At 67.2% G+C, this 16,958-nt stretch carries 16 protein-coding genes; 10 read left to right on the forward strand and 6 right to left on the reverse strand.

Features of this window, described 5'->3' with window-relative positions; genetic code table 11:
- Positions 1 to 44: 44 nt before the first annotated feature.
- The 4 genes from EDC29_RS10155 to trxB all read right to left on the reverse strand — a co-directional run bounded on the left by EDC29_RS10155 (position 45) and on the right by trxB (position 3,724).
- The gene (locus tag EDC29_RS10155; RefSeq protein WP_123141275.1) at positions 45 to 806 is read right to left on the reverse strand and encodes an arginyltransferase; all 762 of its coding nucleotides are present in this window, start codon (positions 804 to 806) and stop codon (positions 45 to 47) included.
- Positions 803 to 1,504, reverse strand: coding sequence for a leucyl/phenylalanyl-tRNA--protein transferase (aat, locus tag EDC29_RS10160; protein ID WP_123141274.1), 702 nt, complete (start codon positions 1,502 to 1,504; stop codon positions 803 to 805). The genes EDC29_RS10155 and aat overlap by 4 nt, the downstream gene beginning before the upstream one ends.
- Positions 1,505 to 1,511: 7 nt before the next feature.
- Positions 1,512 to 2,690: a GNAT family N-acetyltransferase gene (locus EDC29_RS10165; protein WP_132229738.1), complete on the reverse strand. Its 1,179-nt coding sequence runs from the start codon at positions 2,688 to 2,690 to the stop codon at positions 1,512 to 1,514.
- A gap of 62 nt (positions 2,691 to 2,752) precedes the next feature.
- Complete coding sequence (gene trxB, locus EDC29_RS10170; protein ID WP_123142734.1) at positions 2,753 to 3,724, reverse strand: thioredoxin-disulfide reductase; 972 nt, start codon at positions 3,722 to 3,724, stop codon at positions 2,753 to 2,755.
- Between the two features lie 391 nt (positions 3,725 to 4,115).
- On the opposite strand from trxB, the gene EDC29_RS10175 reads away from it, so the two are divergent.
- From EDC29_RS10175 to EDC29_RS10215, 9 genes are all read left to right on the forward strand, one after another.
- Complete coding sequence (locus tag EDC29_RS10175) at positions 4,116 to 4,517, forward strand: C40 family peptidase (protein WP_338086184.1); 402 nt, start codon at positions 4,116 to 4,118, stop codon at positions 4,515 to 4,517.
- Between the two features lie 127 nt (positions 4,518 to 4,644).
- The gene (locus EDC29_RS10180) at positions 4,645 to 5,007 is read left to right on the forward strand and encodes a high-potential iron-sulfur protein (RefSeq protein ID WP_062273554.1); all 363 of its coding nucleotides are present in this window, start codon (positions 4,645 to 4,647) and stop codon (positions 5,005 to 5,007) included.
- Between the two features lie 305 nt (positions 5,008 to 5,312).
- On the forward strand, positions 5,313 to 6,095 hold the full coding sequence (locus tag EDC29_RS10185) for a hypothetical protein (RefSeq protein ID WP_223806104.1): 783 nt from the start codon (positions 5,313 to 5,315) through the stop codon (positions 6,093 to 6,095).
- 113 nt (positions 6,096 to 6,208) lie between these two features.
- Complete coding sequence (gene rlmE, locus EDC29_RS10190) at positions 6,209 to 6,829, forward strand: 23S rRNA (uridine(2552)-2'-O)-methyltransferase RlmE (RefSeq protein WP_062273555.1); 621 nt, start codon at positions 6,209 to 6,211, stop codon at positions 6,827 to 6,829.
- Between the two features lie 86 nt (positions 6,830 to 6,915).
- A complete protein-coding gene (gene ftsH / locus EDC29_RS10195) occupies positions 6,916 to 8,817 on the forward strand; it encodes an ATP-dependent zinc metalloprotease FtsH (RefSeq protein WP_190287972.1) in 1,902 nt (633 codons plus the stop codon).
- The gene (gene glmM, locus EDC29_RS10200) at positions 8,818 to 10,155 is read left to right on the forward strand and encodes a phosphoglucosamine mutase (protein WP_123141269.1); all 1,338 of its coding nucleotides are present in this window, start codon (positions 8,818 to 8,820) and stop codon (positions 10,153 to 10,155) included.
- Positions 10,156 to 10,167: 12 nt separating this feature from the next.
- Positions 10,168 to 11,550: a sodium-dependent transporter gene (locus EDC29_RS10205; RefSeq protein ID WP_123141268.1), complete on the forward strand. Its 1,383-nt coding sequence runs from the start codon at positions 10,168 to 10,170 to the stop codon at positions 11,548 to 11,550.
- A 2-nt stretch (positions 11,551 to 11,552) separates the two neighbouring features.
- Positions 11,553 to 11,987: a type II toxin-antitoxin system RatA family toxin gene (locus tag EDC29_RS10210; protein ID WP_123141267.1), complete on the forward strand. Its 435-nt coding sequence runs from the start codon at positions 11,553 to 11,555 to the stop codon at positions 11,985 to 11,987.
- A complete protein-coding gene (locus EDC29_RS10215) occupies positions 11,980 to 12,264 on the forward strand; it encodes an RnfH family protein (protein WP_123141266.1) in 285 nt (94 codons plus the stop codon). Before EDC29_RS10210 ends, EDC29_RS10215 begins: the two co-directional genes overlap by 8 nt.
- Before the next feature lie 13 nt (positions 12,265 to 12,277).
- Here EDC29_RS10215 and EDC29_RS10220 read toward each other — a convergent pair whose 3' ends face one another.
- Positions 12,278 to 12,769: an outer membrane protein assembly factor BamE gene (locus EDC29_RS10220; RefSeq protein ID WP_062273567.1), complete on the reverse strand. Its 492-nt coding sequence runs from the start codon at positions 12,767 to 12,769 to the stop codon at positions 12,278 to 12,280.
- 132 nt (positions 12,770 to 12,901) lie between these two features.
- Between EDC29_RS10220 and fur the strand changes: the two genes are divergently transcribed.
- Positions 12,902 to 13,318 carry a ferric iron uptake transcriptional regulator gene (gene fur / locus EDC29_RS10225; protein WP_062273570.1) on the forward strand — a complete coding sequence of 139 codons (417 nt, stop codon included), beginning with the start codon at positions 12,902 to 12,904 and terminating at the stop codon, positions 13,316 to 13,318.
- A gap of 7 nt (positions 13,319 to 13,325) precedes the next feature.
- Here fur and mfd read toward each other — a convergent pair whose 3' ends face one another.
- A complete protein-coding gene (gene mfd / locus EDC29_RS10230; protein WP_132229740.1) occupies positions 13,326 to 16,817 on the reverse strand; it encodes a transcription-repair coupling factor in 3,492 nt (1,163 codons plus the stop codon).
- Between the last annotated feature and the right edge of the window lie 141 nt (positions 16,818 to 16,958).

Consider the following 16,958-nt stretch of genomic DNA (forward strand, 5'->3'; position numbering starts at 1 on the left):
GCATCGATCCTGTGTTACCTTCCCGCGCACAGGCGAGGCCGGCCTCATGGTTGGCGTAGTACGGCGCCGCGCGCGAGCTGTCTCCAGGCGCGCCCATCCCAGGCCTCGAGCGGGCGAAAGCGCGCCTTGTAGGTCATCTTCTCGCAGCCCTCGACCCAGTAACCGAGATAGAGATAGGGCAGTCCGAGCCGCCGTGCCAGCTCGATCTGGGCGAGGATCGCGAAGGTGCCGGGGCCGAGTACGGCGAGCGCCGGATCGTAGAAGGTGTAGACCGCCGAGAGCCCCTGCTCGAGGCGGTCGGTCACCGCGACCCCGAGCAGTCTCTCCTCATCGAGCCAGAACTCGATGAACAGACAGGGGCCGCCCCAGGGGTCGACGAGGAAGCGCCGATAACTCTCCTCGCTGGCATCGTCGGCCATGGGCCCGTCGCCATGACGTCCCAGCAGATAGTCGCGATAGAGCGCATAGTGCGCCGGCTCGAAACTGGCGGGGCGCTCGCGCAGTGTGATGCGTGGGGCGTTACGCTGCCAGTTGCGTCGTTGCGAGCGGTTGGGGAGAAAGTCCGCGACCGGGATGCGGACCGGCACGCAGCGGGTACAGCCACGGCAGGCCGGTCGATAGATGTGGCTGCCGCTGCGGCGAAAGCCAAGGTCGATCAGCAGCTGATAGGTGGCGGTATCGATCCGGGCGTTGGGGTCGACGAACAGGGTGCGCGCGCGCGTGTCCTCGAGATAGGAGCAGTCGTGCTCGCCGGTGAGATAGAGCGCCAGATGGCGTCCCGGCCGGGTGATGTCGTCCTGGTTCATCGGTTGTGCGCCTCGTCGTCCCAGCTGTGATCATGGCCGGGCAGGGCGCAGAACCGCTCGAGCCGAGCGATGAAGTCACGCCGGGGGATCTCCTCCGCGCCCATCCGCTGGAGATGATGGGTGTGCATCTGGCAGTCGATCAGCCCGAAGCCCCACTCGGCGAGGCGTCGGCACAGCTGTACCAGGGCGATCTTGGAGCCGTCGCTGGCGCGGCTGAACATGGACTCGCCGAAGAACGCCTTGCCCACCGCCACCCCGTAGAGCCCGCCGATCAGCTCATCGTCGCGCCACACCTCGACCGAGTGGGCGAGGCCCTGGGCGTGCAGTCGCTCGTAGGCATCGATCATCTCCGGGACCAGCCAGGTGCCGGCCTCGTCGGCGCGTGGCGCGGCGCAGGCGCGGATGACCGCGGCGAAGTCGCGATCGAAGGTGACCCGATGATCGGCGCGCCGTAGCCGCTTGGCGAGGCTGCGCGAGACGTGCACCTGCTCGGGTATGAGCACGCTGCGCGGGTCGGGCGACCACCACAGGATGGGATCGCCCTCGCTGTACCAGGGGAAGATGCCGTGACGATAGGCCTGGCGCAGTCGCGTGGTGCTGAGGTCGCCGCCGACGGCGAGCAATCCGTTGGGCTCGCGCATCGCCTGCGAGACGTCGGGGAAGTGGATGCGGTCTTGCGGATCGAGCAGGGTGAGCATGTCCGGGCTAGTCCGAGGGTGACGGTGACGGCCTGCGGTACGGGCTGTGGTCCTGCATCCGGCGCAGATACTCGCGCATTCCCAGGGTCTCGCGCTCGAGCGCACGGGCGATCGCCGCGCGCAACTCGGGGTCGGCGATCCAGTGCGAGGACCAGGTCGGTGTCGGCAGGAAGCCGCGGCTGACCTTGTGCTCGCCCTGGGCGCCGGGCTGGAAGTGGTCCAGCCCGGTGGCGATGCAGTGCTCCAGGCCCTGATAGTAGCAGGCCTCGAAGTGGAGACTGTGGAAGGCGTCGCTGCATCCCCAGTGGCGGCCGTAGAGGGTTCGGGCGCCGACCAGGTTGAAGGCTGCGGCGACGATCCGCGCTCCCTGATAACAGAATACCACCAGCAGCGACTCACCCATGGTCTCGCCGAGCGCGGTGAAGAACGCCAGCGACAGGGTGGGGACGCCGCCGCGCCGTTCGAAGGTGTCGCAGTAGAGCCGGTGGAGACTGGCCCACTCGGCGGCGTCGAGCTGGTCGCCGCGCAGTCGTGCGATGCGCAGACCGGCCTCGGCCACGCGTCGGCGCTCGCGTCGCACCTGCTTGCGCTTGGCCGAGGTGAACCGTGCGAGCAGGCCGTCGAAGTCGCGCTCGTCGCCACGGCGCCAGTGGAACTGACAGCCGAGTCGTGGCAGCAACCCCTGGCTCGCGAGCGCCTCGCCCTCCTGCTCGGTGTGGAACAGCCAGTGCATCGATGAGACCCCGAGCCGTTCGGCGAGGTGTCGCGCGCCCTCGATCAGCGCTCGGGCGTGGCGTGGGCGCTCGGCGTCGTCGGCGCTGAGGATGCGCGGTGCGACCGCCGGGGTGTAGGGGGCGGCGATCACCAGCTTGGGGTAATAGTGGAGTCCGCGGCGGTGGTGCGCCTCGGCCCAGGCCCAGTCGAAGACGAACTCGCCATAGCCGTTGGTCTTGAGGTAGCAGGGCGCGGCGGCGCGCAGCACGCCGTCGGCGTCGCGCAGCGCCAGGTGCAGCGGGATCCAGCCGAACGTTTCGCCGACGCAGCCGTGTCGCTCCAGGGCGGCGAGGAAGCGGTGGTCGAGGAAGGGGGCGTCGTCGCCGACCAGTCGATTCCAGTCCGTGGCGGGGATCTCGTCGATCGCGCCGTGGGTGGTGAGTCTGAGCAAGGGGGGAGATGCATCGTGCATGTCCCCTCAGGTTGGGGCGGGTGGTGACGGCGCAAGCCGGTTGCGCGGTCACCGTCCCGGGGTCAGGACTGGGCCTGCTCCAGGGCCAGGGCGTCGAGATACTTCTCGGCGTCGAGCGCGGCCATGCAGCCGGTGCCGGCGGAGGTGATCGCCTGACGGTAGATCTGGTCCATGACGTCGCCGGCGGCGAACACCCCGGGGACCGAGGCGGCGGTGGCGTTGCCCTGCAGCCCGCTGGCGACGCGGATATAGCCGTTGTCCATCTCCAGCTGCCCGGTGAACAGCTCGGTGTTGGGCTTGTGACCAATGGCGACGAACACCCCGGTGAGGGCGAGTTCGCGGGTGCGCGCGTCCTTGGTGCTCTTGACGCGGATGCCGGTCACCCCGCTGGCGTCGCCGAGCACCTCGTCGAGGGTGTGGTCCCAGAGGATCTCGATGTTGCCGTGCTCGGCCTTCTCGAACAGCTGGCGCTGGAGGATCTTCTCCGCGCGCAGGCTGTCGCGGCGATGGATCAGGGTGACCTTGGCGGCGATGTTGGACAGATACAGCGCCTCCTCGACGGCGGTGTTGCCACCGCCGATCACCGCGACCTCCTGGTTGCGGTAGAAGAAGCCGTCGCAGGTGGCGCAGGCCGAGACCCCGCGACCGCGGAAGGACTGCTCCGAGGGCAGGCCGAGATACATGGCGCTGGCGCCGGTGGCGATGATCAGGGCATCGCAGGTGTAGGTCGCCGAGTCGCCCTCGAGGGTGAAGGGGCGGTTGCCGAGGTCGGCGGAGTGGATGTGGTCGAAGATGATCTCGGTCTCGAAGCGCTCGGCGTGGCGGCGCATCCGCTCCATCAGCTCGGGGCCCTGGACGCCGTCCGGGTCGCCGGCCCAGTTGTCGACCTCGGTGGTGGTCATCAGCTGGCCGCCCTGCTCGAGGCCGGTAACCAGCACCGGGTCGAGGTTGGCGCGCGCGGCATAGACCGCTGCGGTATAGCCGGCGGGGCCGGAGCCCAGGATCAGCAGCCGGCAGTGCTTGGTGTCGCTCATGTCGATGGTCACTCCAAAGGGGATGGGTCGCCGTGTCTGCGGGGTGTGCGACAACGGGCGCGAAAACAGTGGCGGCCGGGGCTGGCCCCAGGCCGGTGATGAGTCGCCGTAGACTGTAAGGGCTGGTTTGGGGCGCGTAAAGCAGCGTGCTGGCAGGGGGCGTGATCGGGGGCGCTGCGCGGCGCCTCGCGGGTTGTCGGCGAGGTGCTGTCGAGGTGCGCCCCGGTGCCTTCGGGGCGGCGTGTCGAGCGCTACGCGCCGGCCAGCTTGACAAGCATGTCCGGCTTTTCTAGATGTATGTCATACAGCATCTTAGAAGCGATTGTTGCAATCGACTATGAGAAATAAAGCGATCTCTGCCGGTGTGTTCGCCGGGGCCCTCGTGGCGTTCGTGTCGCTCGCTGGCTGTGCGACCACGGGAGGGGCGCGCCAGCAGGTGGTCGAGGCCGGGCTCGCCCAGCTCGGGACGCCTTATCGTTACGGTGGCGAGGATCCGCGGACCGGGGTCGACTGCAGCGGCCTGACCTATTACGCCCATCATGTCGCGGGGATCGACATCCCGCGTGTCTCGGTGGCGCAGCTCGCCCGCGCCCGCCCGCTCGCCAAGGGGCGGGCGCGCGCCGGCGATCTGGTGTTCTTCCGCACCGGGCCGGGGGTGCACCATGTCGGCCTGATGGTCGATGACGAACGCTTCGTGCACGCCTCGACCTCGCGCCGCGAGGTCCGTCTGGCCCGGCTCGACGCGCCCTATTGGCGGGCGCGCTACCTCGGCGCCGGCACCTATCTCGACTGAGCCGGTCCGTCTCGGCGGTCTCTTGCACTCGCCTTTTAGGGACTCATGTTGCACAATGATCGGCGGCCTCCGGGTTTTCCGGGGGTGTCGAGATCACCAAGTGTGCCTTTTTGAAGGAGTTGATCCCATGTCCGATAAGCCAATTTGCAAGAGCCGTCGTGACGCCGTCAAAGTGATGCTGGGTACCGCTGCCGCAGTCCCGGTGATCAACCTCGTTGGCTTCGGTACCGCGCGTGCCGAGGTTCCTGCAAACGCTGTGACCGAGAGCGATCCCACCGCGGTTGCGCTGAAGTATCACCGTGATGCGGCTCAGTCCGAGCGCGTTGCCGCCGCTCGCCCGGGTCTGCCGCCCGAGGAGCAGCACTGCGAGAACTGCCAGTTCATGCTGCCCGACCAGGGTGCTGACGAGTGGCGCGGCTGCAGCCTGTTCCCCGGCAAGCTGATCAACCTCAACGGCTGGTGCGCTTCCTGGACCCTGCGCGCAGGCTGATCCGGGTTGACGTTCCCCTCCGGGGGTGCACTGACGGGGCCGCATGGCCCCGTTTGTCGTTTCAGGACCGCCACTCGTCGGCGACATCTGGGTCCCGGTTCACGTGGGCGCGCTGACATCCCTGCTTTAATCCAGAGACGGCGACCGTATTCTCTGACGGAAGCACGCTCGCGATCGGGTTCCTGCCTCTTGCCCGATCCACTCCAGGCAGCAACAGCGGTAACCCGGTCATGTCTCTATCCCGCCCCCAAGTCTTCTCCTCCCATTATTGCGATGTTCGCGTCCACGACCGCCTCGAGCCCGCGGTGAGTCGTCATGGGGTGCGCTGGCGACTGCTGTTTCTGCGCACCATCGTCTGGTGTCTGATCGGGCTGATCCATGCCCCGCTGTTCATCGGGCTGGTCGAGTTGCTGCGCGTGCACGGCTGGTCGCATTGGGCCTATGTGCCGGCCGCGGCCCTGGCCGGCGCGATCGGCGCGGTGCTCTACGGTGCGCGCGAGATCTCGCTGATGGCCACGGCCATCGGCGGCGTGGTCGGGGTCGGGGCCTTGATCGCGCTCAACGGCACGCTCGGCTTCATCGAGTCGGCGCTGCTCGCCGCCGTGCTGGCCGCGGTGGTCGGGGCGCTGGTGCCCTTCCGCGCGCGCTGTTCGCGCCATGTGCCGGGCAAGACCCTGGCCGGTCTCATGACCGGCGCGCTGGTGGGTACCGCGGTGGCCCTTGCCGATTCACTGCAGCCTGGTGGTTTTGCGGTGTTCGCGGTGTTGCTGTTTCTGGTCAGCGTCAACGGTGTGCTCTATGTCTCGACGGTGCGCGGCTGGGTCTGTCTGTCGCGCCGGTTGCTGCTCGAGTCACGCCCCTGTCAGCTCATCGAGGCACTGGTGATGGCGCTGCTCGCCGGGGTCGCGGCCGGTAGTGTCTGGCTGATCAGCGGGCCGCTGATCGCCGTCGAGCAGGGTTGGTGGATGCAGGCGAGTCTGGCGCTGCACCAGGATCTCGCCCAGGCGGTGGTGGGCGCCGTACTCGGCGGCGCGCTGGCGGGGATGCTGCTCGAACTCTTCCGTTTTCCCTGGGTCCACGAGTTCTGAGCGCGCCTCGATCGGCTCGGCCGGGCGCGCCGGCCATCCCCGGGCTGTGGTTCAATAGCGCATCCATGCGCGCGGATCCCCCGTGCCGCACCAGTCCACCGGTTTTTCGATCCATGGCAAGAAGCAAGTCCAGTCGTCGCTGGCTCGACCGTCACGTCGGCGACCCCTTCGTCAAGCAGGCGCAGCAGGACGGTTACCGTTCGCGCGCCGCCTACAAGCTGCTCGAACTCCAGGAGCGCGACCGTCTGCTCGCCCCGGGGATGCGGGTGGTCGATCTCGGCGCCGCGCCCGGGAGCTGGTCGCAGGTGGCCGCGCGCCTGGTCGGCAAGCAGGGGCGGGTGGTCGCGCTCGACCTGTTGCCGATCGACCCGTTGCCGGGCGTCGAGATCCTCCAGGGCGACTTCCGCGAGCAGGCGGTGCTCGAGCAGCTCGAGGCGGCGCTCGAGGCCGCACCGCTCGACGTGGTGCTCTCGGATATGGCGCCGAACATCACCGGGACCGCGGTGGTCGACCAGGCGCGGGTGATGTATCTGGTCGAACTCGCCCTGGAACTGGCCCGGGCCCGGCTCAAGCCCGGCGGTGCGCTCGCGGTCAAGGTGTTCCAGGGCAGTGGCTTCGACGACTATCTGCGTACCCTGCGTCAGTCCTTCTCGCGGGTGGTCACGCGCAAGCCGAAGTCCTCCAGATCGGCGAGCCGCGAGGTCTATCTGGTGGCCAAAGGCTTTAATCCTTGAGCGGTCGATGCTAGTTTCATCGGCTTGAGTGACGACATTGCCGCGCCGGCAACCAACCAGACTAAGGGCACCAGGCCGTGAGTGACATGGCGAAAAATATACTTCTTTGGGTGGTCATCGCCATCGTGCTGATGTCCGTGTTCAACAACTTCACCACCACCCAATCGACCTCGAGCAAGCTCGACTACTCGACCTTCATCGAGCAGGTCAAGCAGGGCGACGTCAAGGAGGTGACCATCCAGGGTCGGCAGATCGAGGGTCTGACCGCCTCCGGGCAGCGCTTCACCACCTTCAGCCCGGGCGATGACGGTCTGGTCGGCGACCTGCTCAACAATGACGTGGTGATCAAGGCCGCGCCGCCCGAACAGCAGTCGGTGCTGATGCAGGTGCTGATCAACTGGTTCCCGCTGTTGATCCTGGTCGGGCTGTGGATCTTCTTCCTGCGCCAGATGCAGGGCGGCGGCGGTGGTCGTGGGGCGATGTCCTTCGGCAAGAGCCGCGCGCGCATGCTCTCCGAGGACCAGATCAAGGTCACCTTCCAGGATGTCGCCGGCGCCGAGGAGGCCAAGGAAGAGGTCGTCGAGATGGTCGACTTCCTCCGCGATCCGGGCAAGTTCCAGAAGCTCGGCGGCAAGATCCCCAAGGGCGTGCTGATGGTCGGCCCCCCGGGCACCGGCAAGACGCTGCTGGCGCGTGCCATCGCCGGCGAGGCGCGGGTGCCCTTCTTCACCATCTCCGGTTCGGACTTCGTCGAGATGTTCGTCGGTGTCGGCGCCTCGCGGGTGCGCGACATGTTCGAGCAGGCGAAGAAGCATGCCCCCTGCATCATCTTCATCGACGAGATCGACGCCGTCGGTCGCCATCGTGGCGCCGGGCTTGGCGGCGGGCACGACGAGCGCGAGCAGACCCTCAACCAGCTGCTCGTCGAGATGGACGGCTTCGAGGGCACCGAGGGGGTGATCGTGATCGCCGCCACCAACCGTCCCGACGTGCTCGACCCGGCGTTGTTGCGCCCGGGCCGCTTCGACCGTCAGGTGGTGGTGCCGCTGCCCGATGTGCGCGGGCGCGAGCAGATCCTCAAGGTGCACATGCGCAAGATCCCCGCCGCCGAGGACGTCCAGGCCTCGGTGCTGGCGCGCGGCACGCCCGGCTTCTCCGGTGCCGACCTGGCCAATCTGGTCAACGAGGCGGCGCTGTTCGCCGCGCGGCGCAACAAGAAGCTCGTCGACATGGACGACATGGAGCAGGCCAAGGACAAGATCATGATGGGTGCCGAGCGGCGCTCGATGGTGATGACCGAGGACGAGAAGCGGTTGACCGCCTATCACGAGTCGGGGCATGCCATCGTCGGCCGACTGGTGCCCGATCACGACCCGGTGCACAAGGTCAGCATCATCCCGCGCGGTCGCGCGCTCGGCGTCACCCTGTTCCTGCCCGAGGACGATCGCTTCAGCTACAGCAGGCAGCGGCTCGAGAGCAGTATCTCGAGCCTGTTCGGCGGGCGTGTCGCCGAGGAGCTGGTGTTCGGTACCGAGAGTGTCACCACCGGCGCGCAGAACGACATCCAGCGCGCCACCGAGATCGCTCGCAACATGGTCACCAAGTGGGGGCTGTCCGATCGTCTCGGGCCGCTGACCTACGGCGAGGACGAGCAGGAGGTCTTCCTCGGTCACTCGGTCACCCAGCACAAGAACGTCTCCGACGAGACCAGCCATCTCATCGACGAGGAGATCCGCGACGTCATCGAGCGCAACTATGCGCGCGCCCGCGAGATCCTCGAGACCCATCGCGACAAGCTCGAGGCGATGACCGCAGCGCTGATGAAGTTCGAGACCATCGATTCGGGTCAGATCGACGACATCATGTCCGGCCGCCCGCCGCGTCCTCCGCGCGACTGGGAGGACGATCAGCCGCAGCGTCCGACCGGACCGGATGCTGCGAATCAGGCCGAGGAGGGGCACGTCGGCGGACCGGCGGGTGAGCACTGAATGCGTAGATACTTCGGAACCGACGGCATCCGTGGGCGGGTCGGCGAGGGCATCGTCACCCCCGACTTCGTGCTCAAGCTCGGCTGGGCGGCCGGGCGGGTACTCGGCAATGGCGGTGGCGGCAAGATCCTGATCGGCAAGGACACCCGCATCTCGGGCTATATGTTCGAGTCGGCGCTCGAGGCCGGGCTGGTGGCCGCCGGGGTCGACATCCGCCTGCTCGGGCCGATGACCACCCCGGCGGTGGCCTATCTCACCCGCACCTTCCGCGCCGATGCCGGGATCGTCATCACCGCCTCGCACAATCCCTATCAGGACAACGGCATCAAGTTCTTCTCGTCCGAGGGCGACAAGCTCCCCGACGCCCTGGAGGCGGCGATCGAGGCCGAACTCGAGCAGCCGCTGCGCACGGTCGACTCCAGCGCCCTGGGCAAGGTGGTGCGGGTGGGGGATGCCGGTGGTCGTTACATCGAGTTCTGCAAGGGCACCATCCCGTCGTCGATCAATTTCCGCGGGCTGAAAATCGTCGTCGATTGTGCCAACGGGGCGACCTATAATACCGCCCCCCATGTCTTCGAGGAGCTTGGCGCCAGCGTGGTACGTCTGGGTGTCGAGCCCAATGGGTTCAATATCAATCGCGACGTTGGATCGACCCGGCCCGAGGCGCTGTGCGAGGCGGTGCTGCGAGAGGGTGCGGACCTCGGTATCGCCTTCGACGGTGACGGCGACCGGGTGCTGATGGTCGATTCGCGAGGTGAGCTGGTCGACGGCGACCAGCTGCTCTACATCATTGCCAAGTCCAGGCTCGCGGCCGGTGCGATGCGCGGCGAGGTGGTCGGTACGCTGATGAGCAACCTCGGTCTGGAGCATGCGCTGGCGCGGCTCGGTACCGGGTTCGTCCGCACCAAGGTGGGCGATCGCTACATCATGGAGGCGCTCAAGCAGGCCGATGGCATCCTCGGCGGCGAGCCCTCGGGCCACATCATCTGCCGCGATCGCACCACCACCGGCGATGGGATCGTCTCGGCACTGCAGGTGCTGGCCGCGCTCAACCGGCTCGACTGCTCGCTCGACGGGCTGTGTGCCGAGGTCGAGCGTTATCCGCAGGTACTGATCAACGTGCGTCTCGACCGACGTCGGGATCTCGGTGAGCTGCCGCGGGTGCGCGAAGCGGTCGCCGAGGCCGAGCGCGAGCTCGACGGCGGCGGCCGGGTGCTGCTGCGGATGTCGGGGACCGAGCCGCTGGTGCGAGTGATGGTCGAGGGAACCGACGAGGGGCAGGTGCGCCGTGTGTGCGAGCGGCTCGCGGACGTCGTACGCGAACAGATCGCAGTTTAGGAGTTTCGACACATGGCCGTCACTTCCATCCATGGGATGTGGTCCACACGTCTCGCCTTCATCCTTGCGGCCAGCGGTTCGGCCGTCGGTCTGGGCAACATCTGGCGTTTCCCCTATGCCGCCGGCGAGTACGGTGGCGGGGCATTCGTCCTGGTCTATCTGATCTGCGTCGCCGCCATCGGCATCCCGATCATGATGGCCGAGATCATGCTCGGTCGGCGCGGACGCCAGAGCCCGATCAACACCATGCGCACCCTGACCGCGCAGGAGGGGCGCGCCGGTAGCTGGCAGGTGGTCGGCTGGATGGGCATCGTCACCGCCTTCCTGATCCTGTCCTTCTACAGCGTCATCGCCGGCTGGGCGCTGGCCTATGTCTTCCGCGCCGCCGCCGGTGCCTTCAACGGCATCGACGGCGTCGCCGCCGGCGAGATCTTCGCGTCGCTGGTGGGCGATGCCGAGCGTCTGCTCGCCTGGCACACCATCTTCATGGCGATGGTGGTGCTGGTGGTCTCGCGCGGGGTCGCCAGTGGACTCGAGAAGGCAGTGCGCTATCTGATGCCCGCGCTGTTCGTGCTGCTGGTGGTGATGGTGATCTATGCCGCCAGCGCCGGTGACTTCGCCGGGGCGGTCGACTATCTGTTCGCGCCCGACTTCGAGAAGTTCAAGGGGCATGCCGGCGAGGCCATCCTCAGCGCCATGGGCCAGGCCTTCTTCAGTCTCAGTCTCGGCATGGGCGCGATCATGATCTACGGCTCCTATCTCGGTCGCGACGCCTCGATCGCCCGCAACTCGGTGATCGTCGCCTCGATGGATACCCTGGTCGCGCTGCTCGCCGGTCTGGCGATCTTCCCGGTGGTGTTCGCCAACGGTCTGGCGCCCGACAGTGGTCCGGGACTGATCTTCCAGACCCTGCCGATCGCCTTCGGCGAGATGCCGGGCGGGCAGCTGTTCGGCGCGCTGTTCTTCGTGCTGCTGGTGTTCGCGGCCTGGACCTCGGCGATCTCGCTGCTCGAGCCGCTGGTCGCCTGGCTGGTGGAGAACCTCAGCTTCAGTCGGGTGCGCGCCTCGATCCTCGCCGGGCTCACCGTCTGGCTGCTCGGTATCGCCTGTCTGCTCTCGCTCAACGAGTGGTCCGGCTTCACCGTCTTCGGTAAGGGGATCCTCGACCTCTTCGACTTCCTCACGGCCAACATCCTGTTGCCGCTCGGCGGGATCCTCATCGCGATCTTCGCCGGCTGGAAGATGGCTCGCGCCTCCTCACTCGACGAGCTGCGCCTCGGCGAAGGTCTTGTCTATCGGGCGTGGCGGATGCTGATCCGTTATGTCGCGCCGACGGCGGTGATGCTCGTCATGCTCAATGCCCTGGGCATCCTCAAATTGATTGGTCTTGATTAGTTGTGGCTACAGTCAGAAAAAGCGCCCTGGTGCCGTACTCCGCGGCCCAGATGTTCGATCTCGTCTATGATGTCGGCTCCTATCCGCAGTTCCTGCCCTGGTGCAAGAGCGCCCGGGTGATCTCGGAGAGCGCCGAGCAGATCTGCGGTCAGATCGAGGTGTCGCGGATGGGGATCCATCAGACCTTCAGTACCTGCAACCGCTACGAGCGGCCCGCGCGCATGAGCATCAACCTGCTCGACGGTCCCTTCCGCAAGCTCGTCGGTGGTTGGCGTTTCACCGAATTGCGCGAGGACGCCTCCAAGGTCGAGCTGGAGCTGGACTTCGAGTTCTCCGGGCGGTTGATCGACAAGGCCTTCGGCACCGTCTTCAACCAGATCGCCAACACCCTGGTCGACGCCTTCTGCAAGCGTGCCGACGAGGTGTATCGTGACTGATTACCTGCAGGTCTCGGTGGCCTATGTCGGCGAGCAGGGACAGATGCTGCGTGCCATCGAGGTGGCACGCGGTACCCGGCTCGAGGAGGCGCTGCATCAGTCCGGGGTGCTCGAGCGTTTCCCCGAGATCGATCTGGCGCGCAACAAGGTGGGGGTCTTCGGCAAGCTTGCCAAGCTCGATCAGGCGCTCGAGGACGGTGATCGGATCGAGATCTATCGACCGCTGATCGCCGACCCCAAGGCGGCGCGCAAGCGCCGCGCGGCGGGGGCGGGCTGAGTGCCCGTCGCGCCTACTCCTCGGGATCCAGTCCGACGGCCTTGAGGCCGCGTTCGACCAGCCCCTTGCGTCCCTCGTGGTCGGGCACCTTGACCAGGATCTCCCTGGGCTCGCGTGACTCGGCCCGGGCGGGGTCGGGTTTGATGTCCCCTTCGATCCGCACTAGGCTGTCCTCCGCGAAGTACAGCGTCAGATAGCGGATCTCCATCGGCTGGTGTCCACGCTTGATGGTATAGGTGTAATCCCAGCGATCGTTATGGAAGAAATCGGTCAGCAGCGGGGTGCCGAGCAGGTACTGCACCTGCCGTCTGGTCATGCCCGGCTGGAGCTGATCGATCATCTCCTCGGTGATGATATTGCCTTGCTGCACCGTCATCTTGTAGACGAATGGCAGGTTCTCCAGCATGGAGGATCGGTACTCGTCGGGCCGCTTGTCCCGCGAACAACCGCTCGCGACGATAATCAACAAAGAACCGAGGATCGAAAACGTGAGAATCTTTCGCATTGTTTTGCGTCGATGACTGTGCGAATAACCGTGGCATGATACAGCAGCGCCGGATCCCGATCACCGGGCGGCGCGTGAGCAACGCAGTCCGGGCGGTCGCCGACGCCCCCGGGCTAGACGGGGAGAGCGGTTTTGGAAAATCAACAGATCAAACGTGCGGGCCTCAAGGTCACGGCCCCGCGGGTCAAGATATTGGGCATCCTCGAGAAGAGCCGCAAGCGCCATCTCAGTGCCGAGGACGTCTACAAGCAGTTGCTGAGCCAGGACGAGGAGGTCGGTCTGGCGACCGTCTACCGGGTGCTCACCCAGTTCGAGAGCGCCGGGCTGGTGTGCCGACGCAACTTCGAGGGCGGGCAGTCGGTGTTCGAGCTCAACAGCGGAGACCATCACGACCACCTGGTGTGCGTCAAGTGCGGCAAGGTGGTCGAGTTCGTCGATACCCTGATCGAGGAGCGTCAGTCGCAGATCGCCGCGGACAAGGGCTTCCGTATCCAGGACCACTCGCTGGTGATCTACGGCGTCTGCCCGGGCTGTCAGTCGCAGGACTGAGGCCCGCTCAACGGCCCTCGCCGGTGAGCCGCTCGACGAGCTGTTCGACCTGGCGCAGACGCTGCTCGGGTTCGGGCATCTCGCGATAGAACCTGAGCGTGTCGCCGCCATCGAGTCGATAGACCTTGGGTTGCTCCTGGATCAGCCCGATCAGTCGGGCCGGATCGATCCGCGGGTTGTCCTCGAAGCAGATCCGGCCACTGCCGGCCCCCACCTCGATCTTGACGATCCCCCACGGCTGGACCCGCAGCTTCAGTGCGGTGATCTCCAGCAAACGCTTGGCCGGTTCGGGCAGCAGCCCGAAGCGGTCGATCATCTCCACCTGTAGCTCCCGCAACGCCTCCTTGCTGGTGGCGCTGGCGATGCGTTTGTACATCACCAGTCGGGCGTGCACGTCGGGCAGGTAGTCGCTCGGCAGCAGCGCCGGGACCCCGAGGTCGATCTCGGCGCCGTGGCTGAGCGGTCGATCGAGTTCCGGGGTGCGCCCGGCCTTGAGCGCCTCGACCGCGCGCTCGAGCAGCTCCATGTAGAGCGAGAAGCCGACCTCGGCGATCTGCCCCGACTGGTCGTCGCCGAGCAGTTCGCCGGCGCCACGGATCTCGAGGTCGTGGGTCGCGAGGGTGAAGCCCGCGCCGAGGTCCTCCATCGACTCGATCGCCTCGAGGCGCTTGATCGCGTCCGGGGTCATCGCCTTGGTCGGCGGGGTGATCAGATAGGCATAGGCGCGGTGGTGCGAGCGCCCGACCCGGCCACGCAGCTGATGGAGCTGGGCCAGGCCGAGCTTGTCGGCGCGATTGATGATGATGGTATTGGCGCTGGGCACGTCGATGCCGCTCTCGACGATGGTGGTGCACACCAGCAGGTTGAAGCGCTGGTGGTAGAAGTCGCGCATGATCCGTTCGAGCTCGCGCTCGCGCATCTGACCGTGGGCGACCTGGACGCGCGCGCTCGGGATCAGCGCCTCGAGCTTCTGTGCCTGGTTCTCGATGGTCTCGACCTCGTTGTGGAGGAAGTAGACCTGACCGCCGCGCTTGAGCTCGCGCTGTACCGCCTCCTGCACCAGACCGTCGTTCCACGGGCTGACGAAGGTCTTGATCGGGTGGCGCTCGACCGGCGCGGTGGCGATGATCGACAGATCGCGCAGTCCCGACATCGCCATGTTGAGGGTGCGCGGGATCGGCGTGGCGGTGAGGGTGAGGATGTCGACCTCGCTACGCAGCTGTTTGAGCCGCTCCTTGTGACGCACCCCGAAGCGATGCTCCTCGTCGACGATCACCAGCCCCAGGTCGTGGAAGTCGATGCCCGGTTGGAGCAGCTTGTGGGTACCGACGACGATGTCGATGGTGCCATCGGCCAGCCCGGCGAATACCTGCTTCTGCTCGCGCGCGGTGCGAAAGCGCGACAGGCTCTCGACCTTGATCGGCCAGTCGGCGAAGCGGTCGGAGAAGTTCTCGAAGTGCTGCTGGGCGAGCAGGGTGGTGGGCACCAGCACCACCACCTGTCGCCCGCCGTTGGCGGCGACGAAGGCCGCGCGCATCGCCACCTCGGTCTTGCCGAAACCGACGTCGCCGCAGACCACCCGGTCCATCGGCTTGGTGTCGGCCATGTCGGCGAGCACGCTGTCGATCGCGCGCAGCTGGTCCGGGGTCTCCTCGAAGGGGAAGGCGGCGGCGAAGGCGCCATAGTCGGTATCGGGCGCGGGACTGGCCACGCCCTGACGGGCGGCGCGTCGGGCGTAGACGTCGAGCAGTTCGGCGGCGACGTCGCAGGCCTTCTGCGCCGCCTTGCGCTTGATCCGCTCCCATTGCTCGCCGCCGAGTCGGTGCAGCGGTGCCTGCTCGGGGGTGGCGCCGGTATAGCGCGAGATCAGGTGCAGCGAGCTGACCGGGACATAGAGCTTGTCGCCCTTGGCATAGCCGAGGGTGAGGAACTCGGTGCTGCTGCCGCCGACCTCGAGCGTCTGCAGCCCCAGATAGCGCCCGACGCCGTGCTCCTCGTGGACCACCGGGGCGCCCTCGGTCAGTTCGGTGAGGTTGCGCACCACCGCGTCGCCGTCGCGCTCGCGGGCGCGACGGCGACGCTCCTGGCGCACCCGCTCGCCATAGATCTGGGTCTCGGTGATCAGCGCCAGTCCCTGGTCGGCGAGCCGCAACCCCTGTTCGAGCGGCGCGACGGTGAGCGCGAGCGACAGATCGCCGGCGACGAAGCTGCCCCAGTCGCTGACCTGGGTGGCATGGATGCCGAAGTCGCGCAGCTGTTCGGCGAGCAGCTCGCGGCGTCCGGTGCTCTCGGCCACCAGCAGCACCCGCTGCCCCGGGGTGTCGAGGAAGCGCTGCAGCGCCTGCGCCGGCTCGGCGGCGCGGGCCTGCAGCTCCAGCGCTGGCAGGTCGAGGGTGGCGAAGTTGTCGACCCCGGCATAGCCCTTGGGGCGAGTGTCGAACGGTGCGGTGCGGTAGTTCACCCCGGGCATGCGGTTGAGCGCGGCGGCCAGTTCGTCGGCGCCGAGATAGAGCCGCGCGGGGGCGAGCAGCGGGCGCTCGGCGTCGTGGCGACGCTGCTCATGGCGCTCGGCGACGGTGGCGAGGAAGCCCGCGCCGGCCTCGCGACCGCTCGCCGGTTCGATCGCCAGGGTGGTGGCGGGCAGATAGTCGAAGAGGGTGGCGGTGTCGTCGAAGAACAGCGGCAGATAGGACTCGATGCCGCCCGGTGTGCGCCCCTCCGAGACCTCGCGATAGATCAGGCTGCGTTGCGGATCGCCCTCGATGCTGGCGCGATAGCGGCTGCGGAAACCGGCGATCGCCTGCTCGTCGAAGGGGAACTCGCGCGCCGGCAGCATCCGCACCTGCTCGATGCGGTCGTGCGAGCGCTGGGTCTCGGGATCGAACAGACGAATGCTCTCGACCTCGTCGTCGAACAGGTCGATGCGCAGCGGTTGCTGTCCGCCCATCGGGAAGACATCGAGCAGCGAGCCGCGTACCGCGTATTCGCCGTGTCCCATCACCTGCGAGACACAGCTGTAGCCGGCGTGTTCGAGTCGCAGTCGGGTGGCGTCGAGATCGAGTCGGTCGCCGCAGGCGAGCACCAGCGAGTGGGCGTCGACATAGTCGCGCGGCGGCAGGCGCTGGAGCAGGGTCGCCACCGGCACCACCAGTACGCCACGGGTCAGCCCCGGCAGACGGTGCAGGGTCAGCAGCCGCTCCGAGATCAGCTCGGGCAGGGGCGAGAAGACGTCGTAGGGCAGGGTCTCCCAGTCGGGGAAGCCGAGCACCGGGAGATCGCTGCCGGTGAGGAAGAAGCCCAGCTCGGCGTGCAGCCGTCGCGCCGCCTGCACGTCCTCGGCCAGGGCCAGCACCAGTCCGGGGTGACGTCTGGCGGCGGTGGCGATGGCGAGCGCCGCGCCGGCCCCGTGCAGCCCGCCCCAGCACCTGCGTTCACCCGCCCCTTCGGGCAGCGGTGGTTCGAGCGGGGAGTGCAGGGTGGCGGATGTGGCCTGGTTCACGAACGGGTCCTCGTCATTTCGACAAGCGTGGAATTCTCGCACAGCATGAGCGGATGTGCAGACGGGGCGGCGGGGGCCGTTCTGTATGAGTACGGGCAGGGCAGTCGTCGGTTTTTTTTACGGTTTTCGTGCTCGCTTTTG

This window comes from Marichromatium gracile (assembly GCF_004343155.1).
Classification (GTDB): Bacteria; Pseudomonadota; Gammaproteobacteria; order Chromatiales; family Chromatiaceae; genus Marichromatium; species Marichromatium gracile.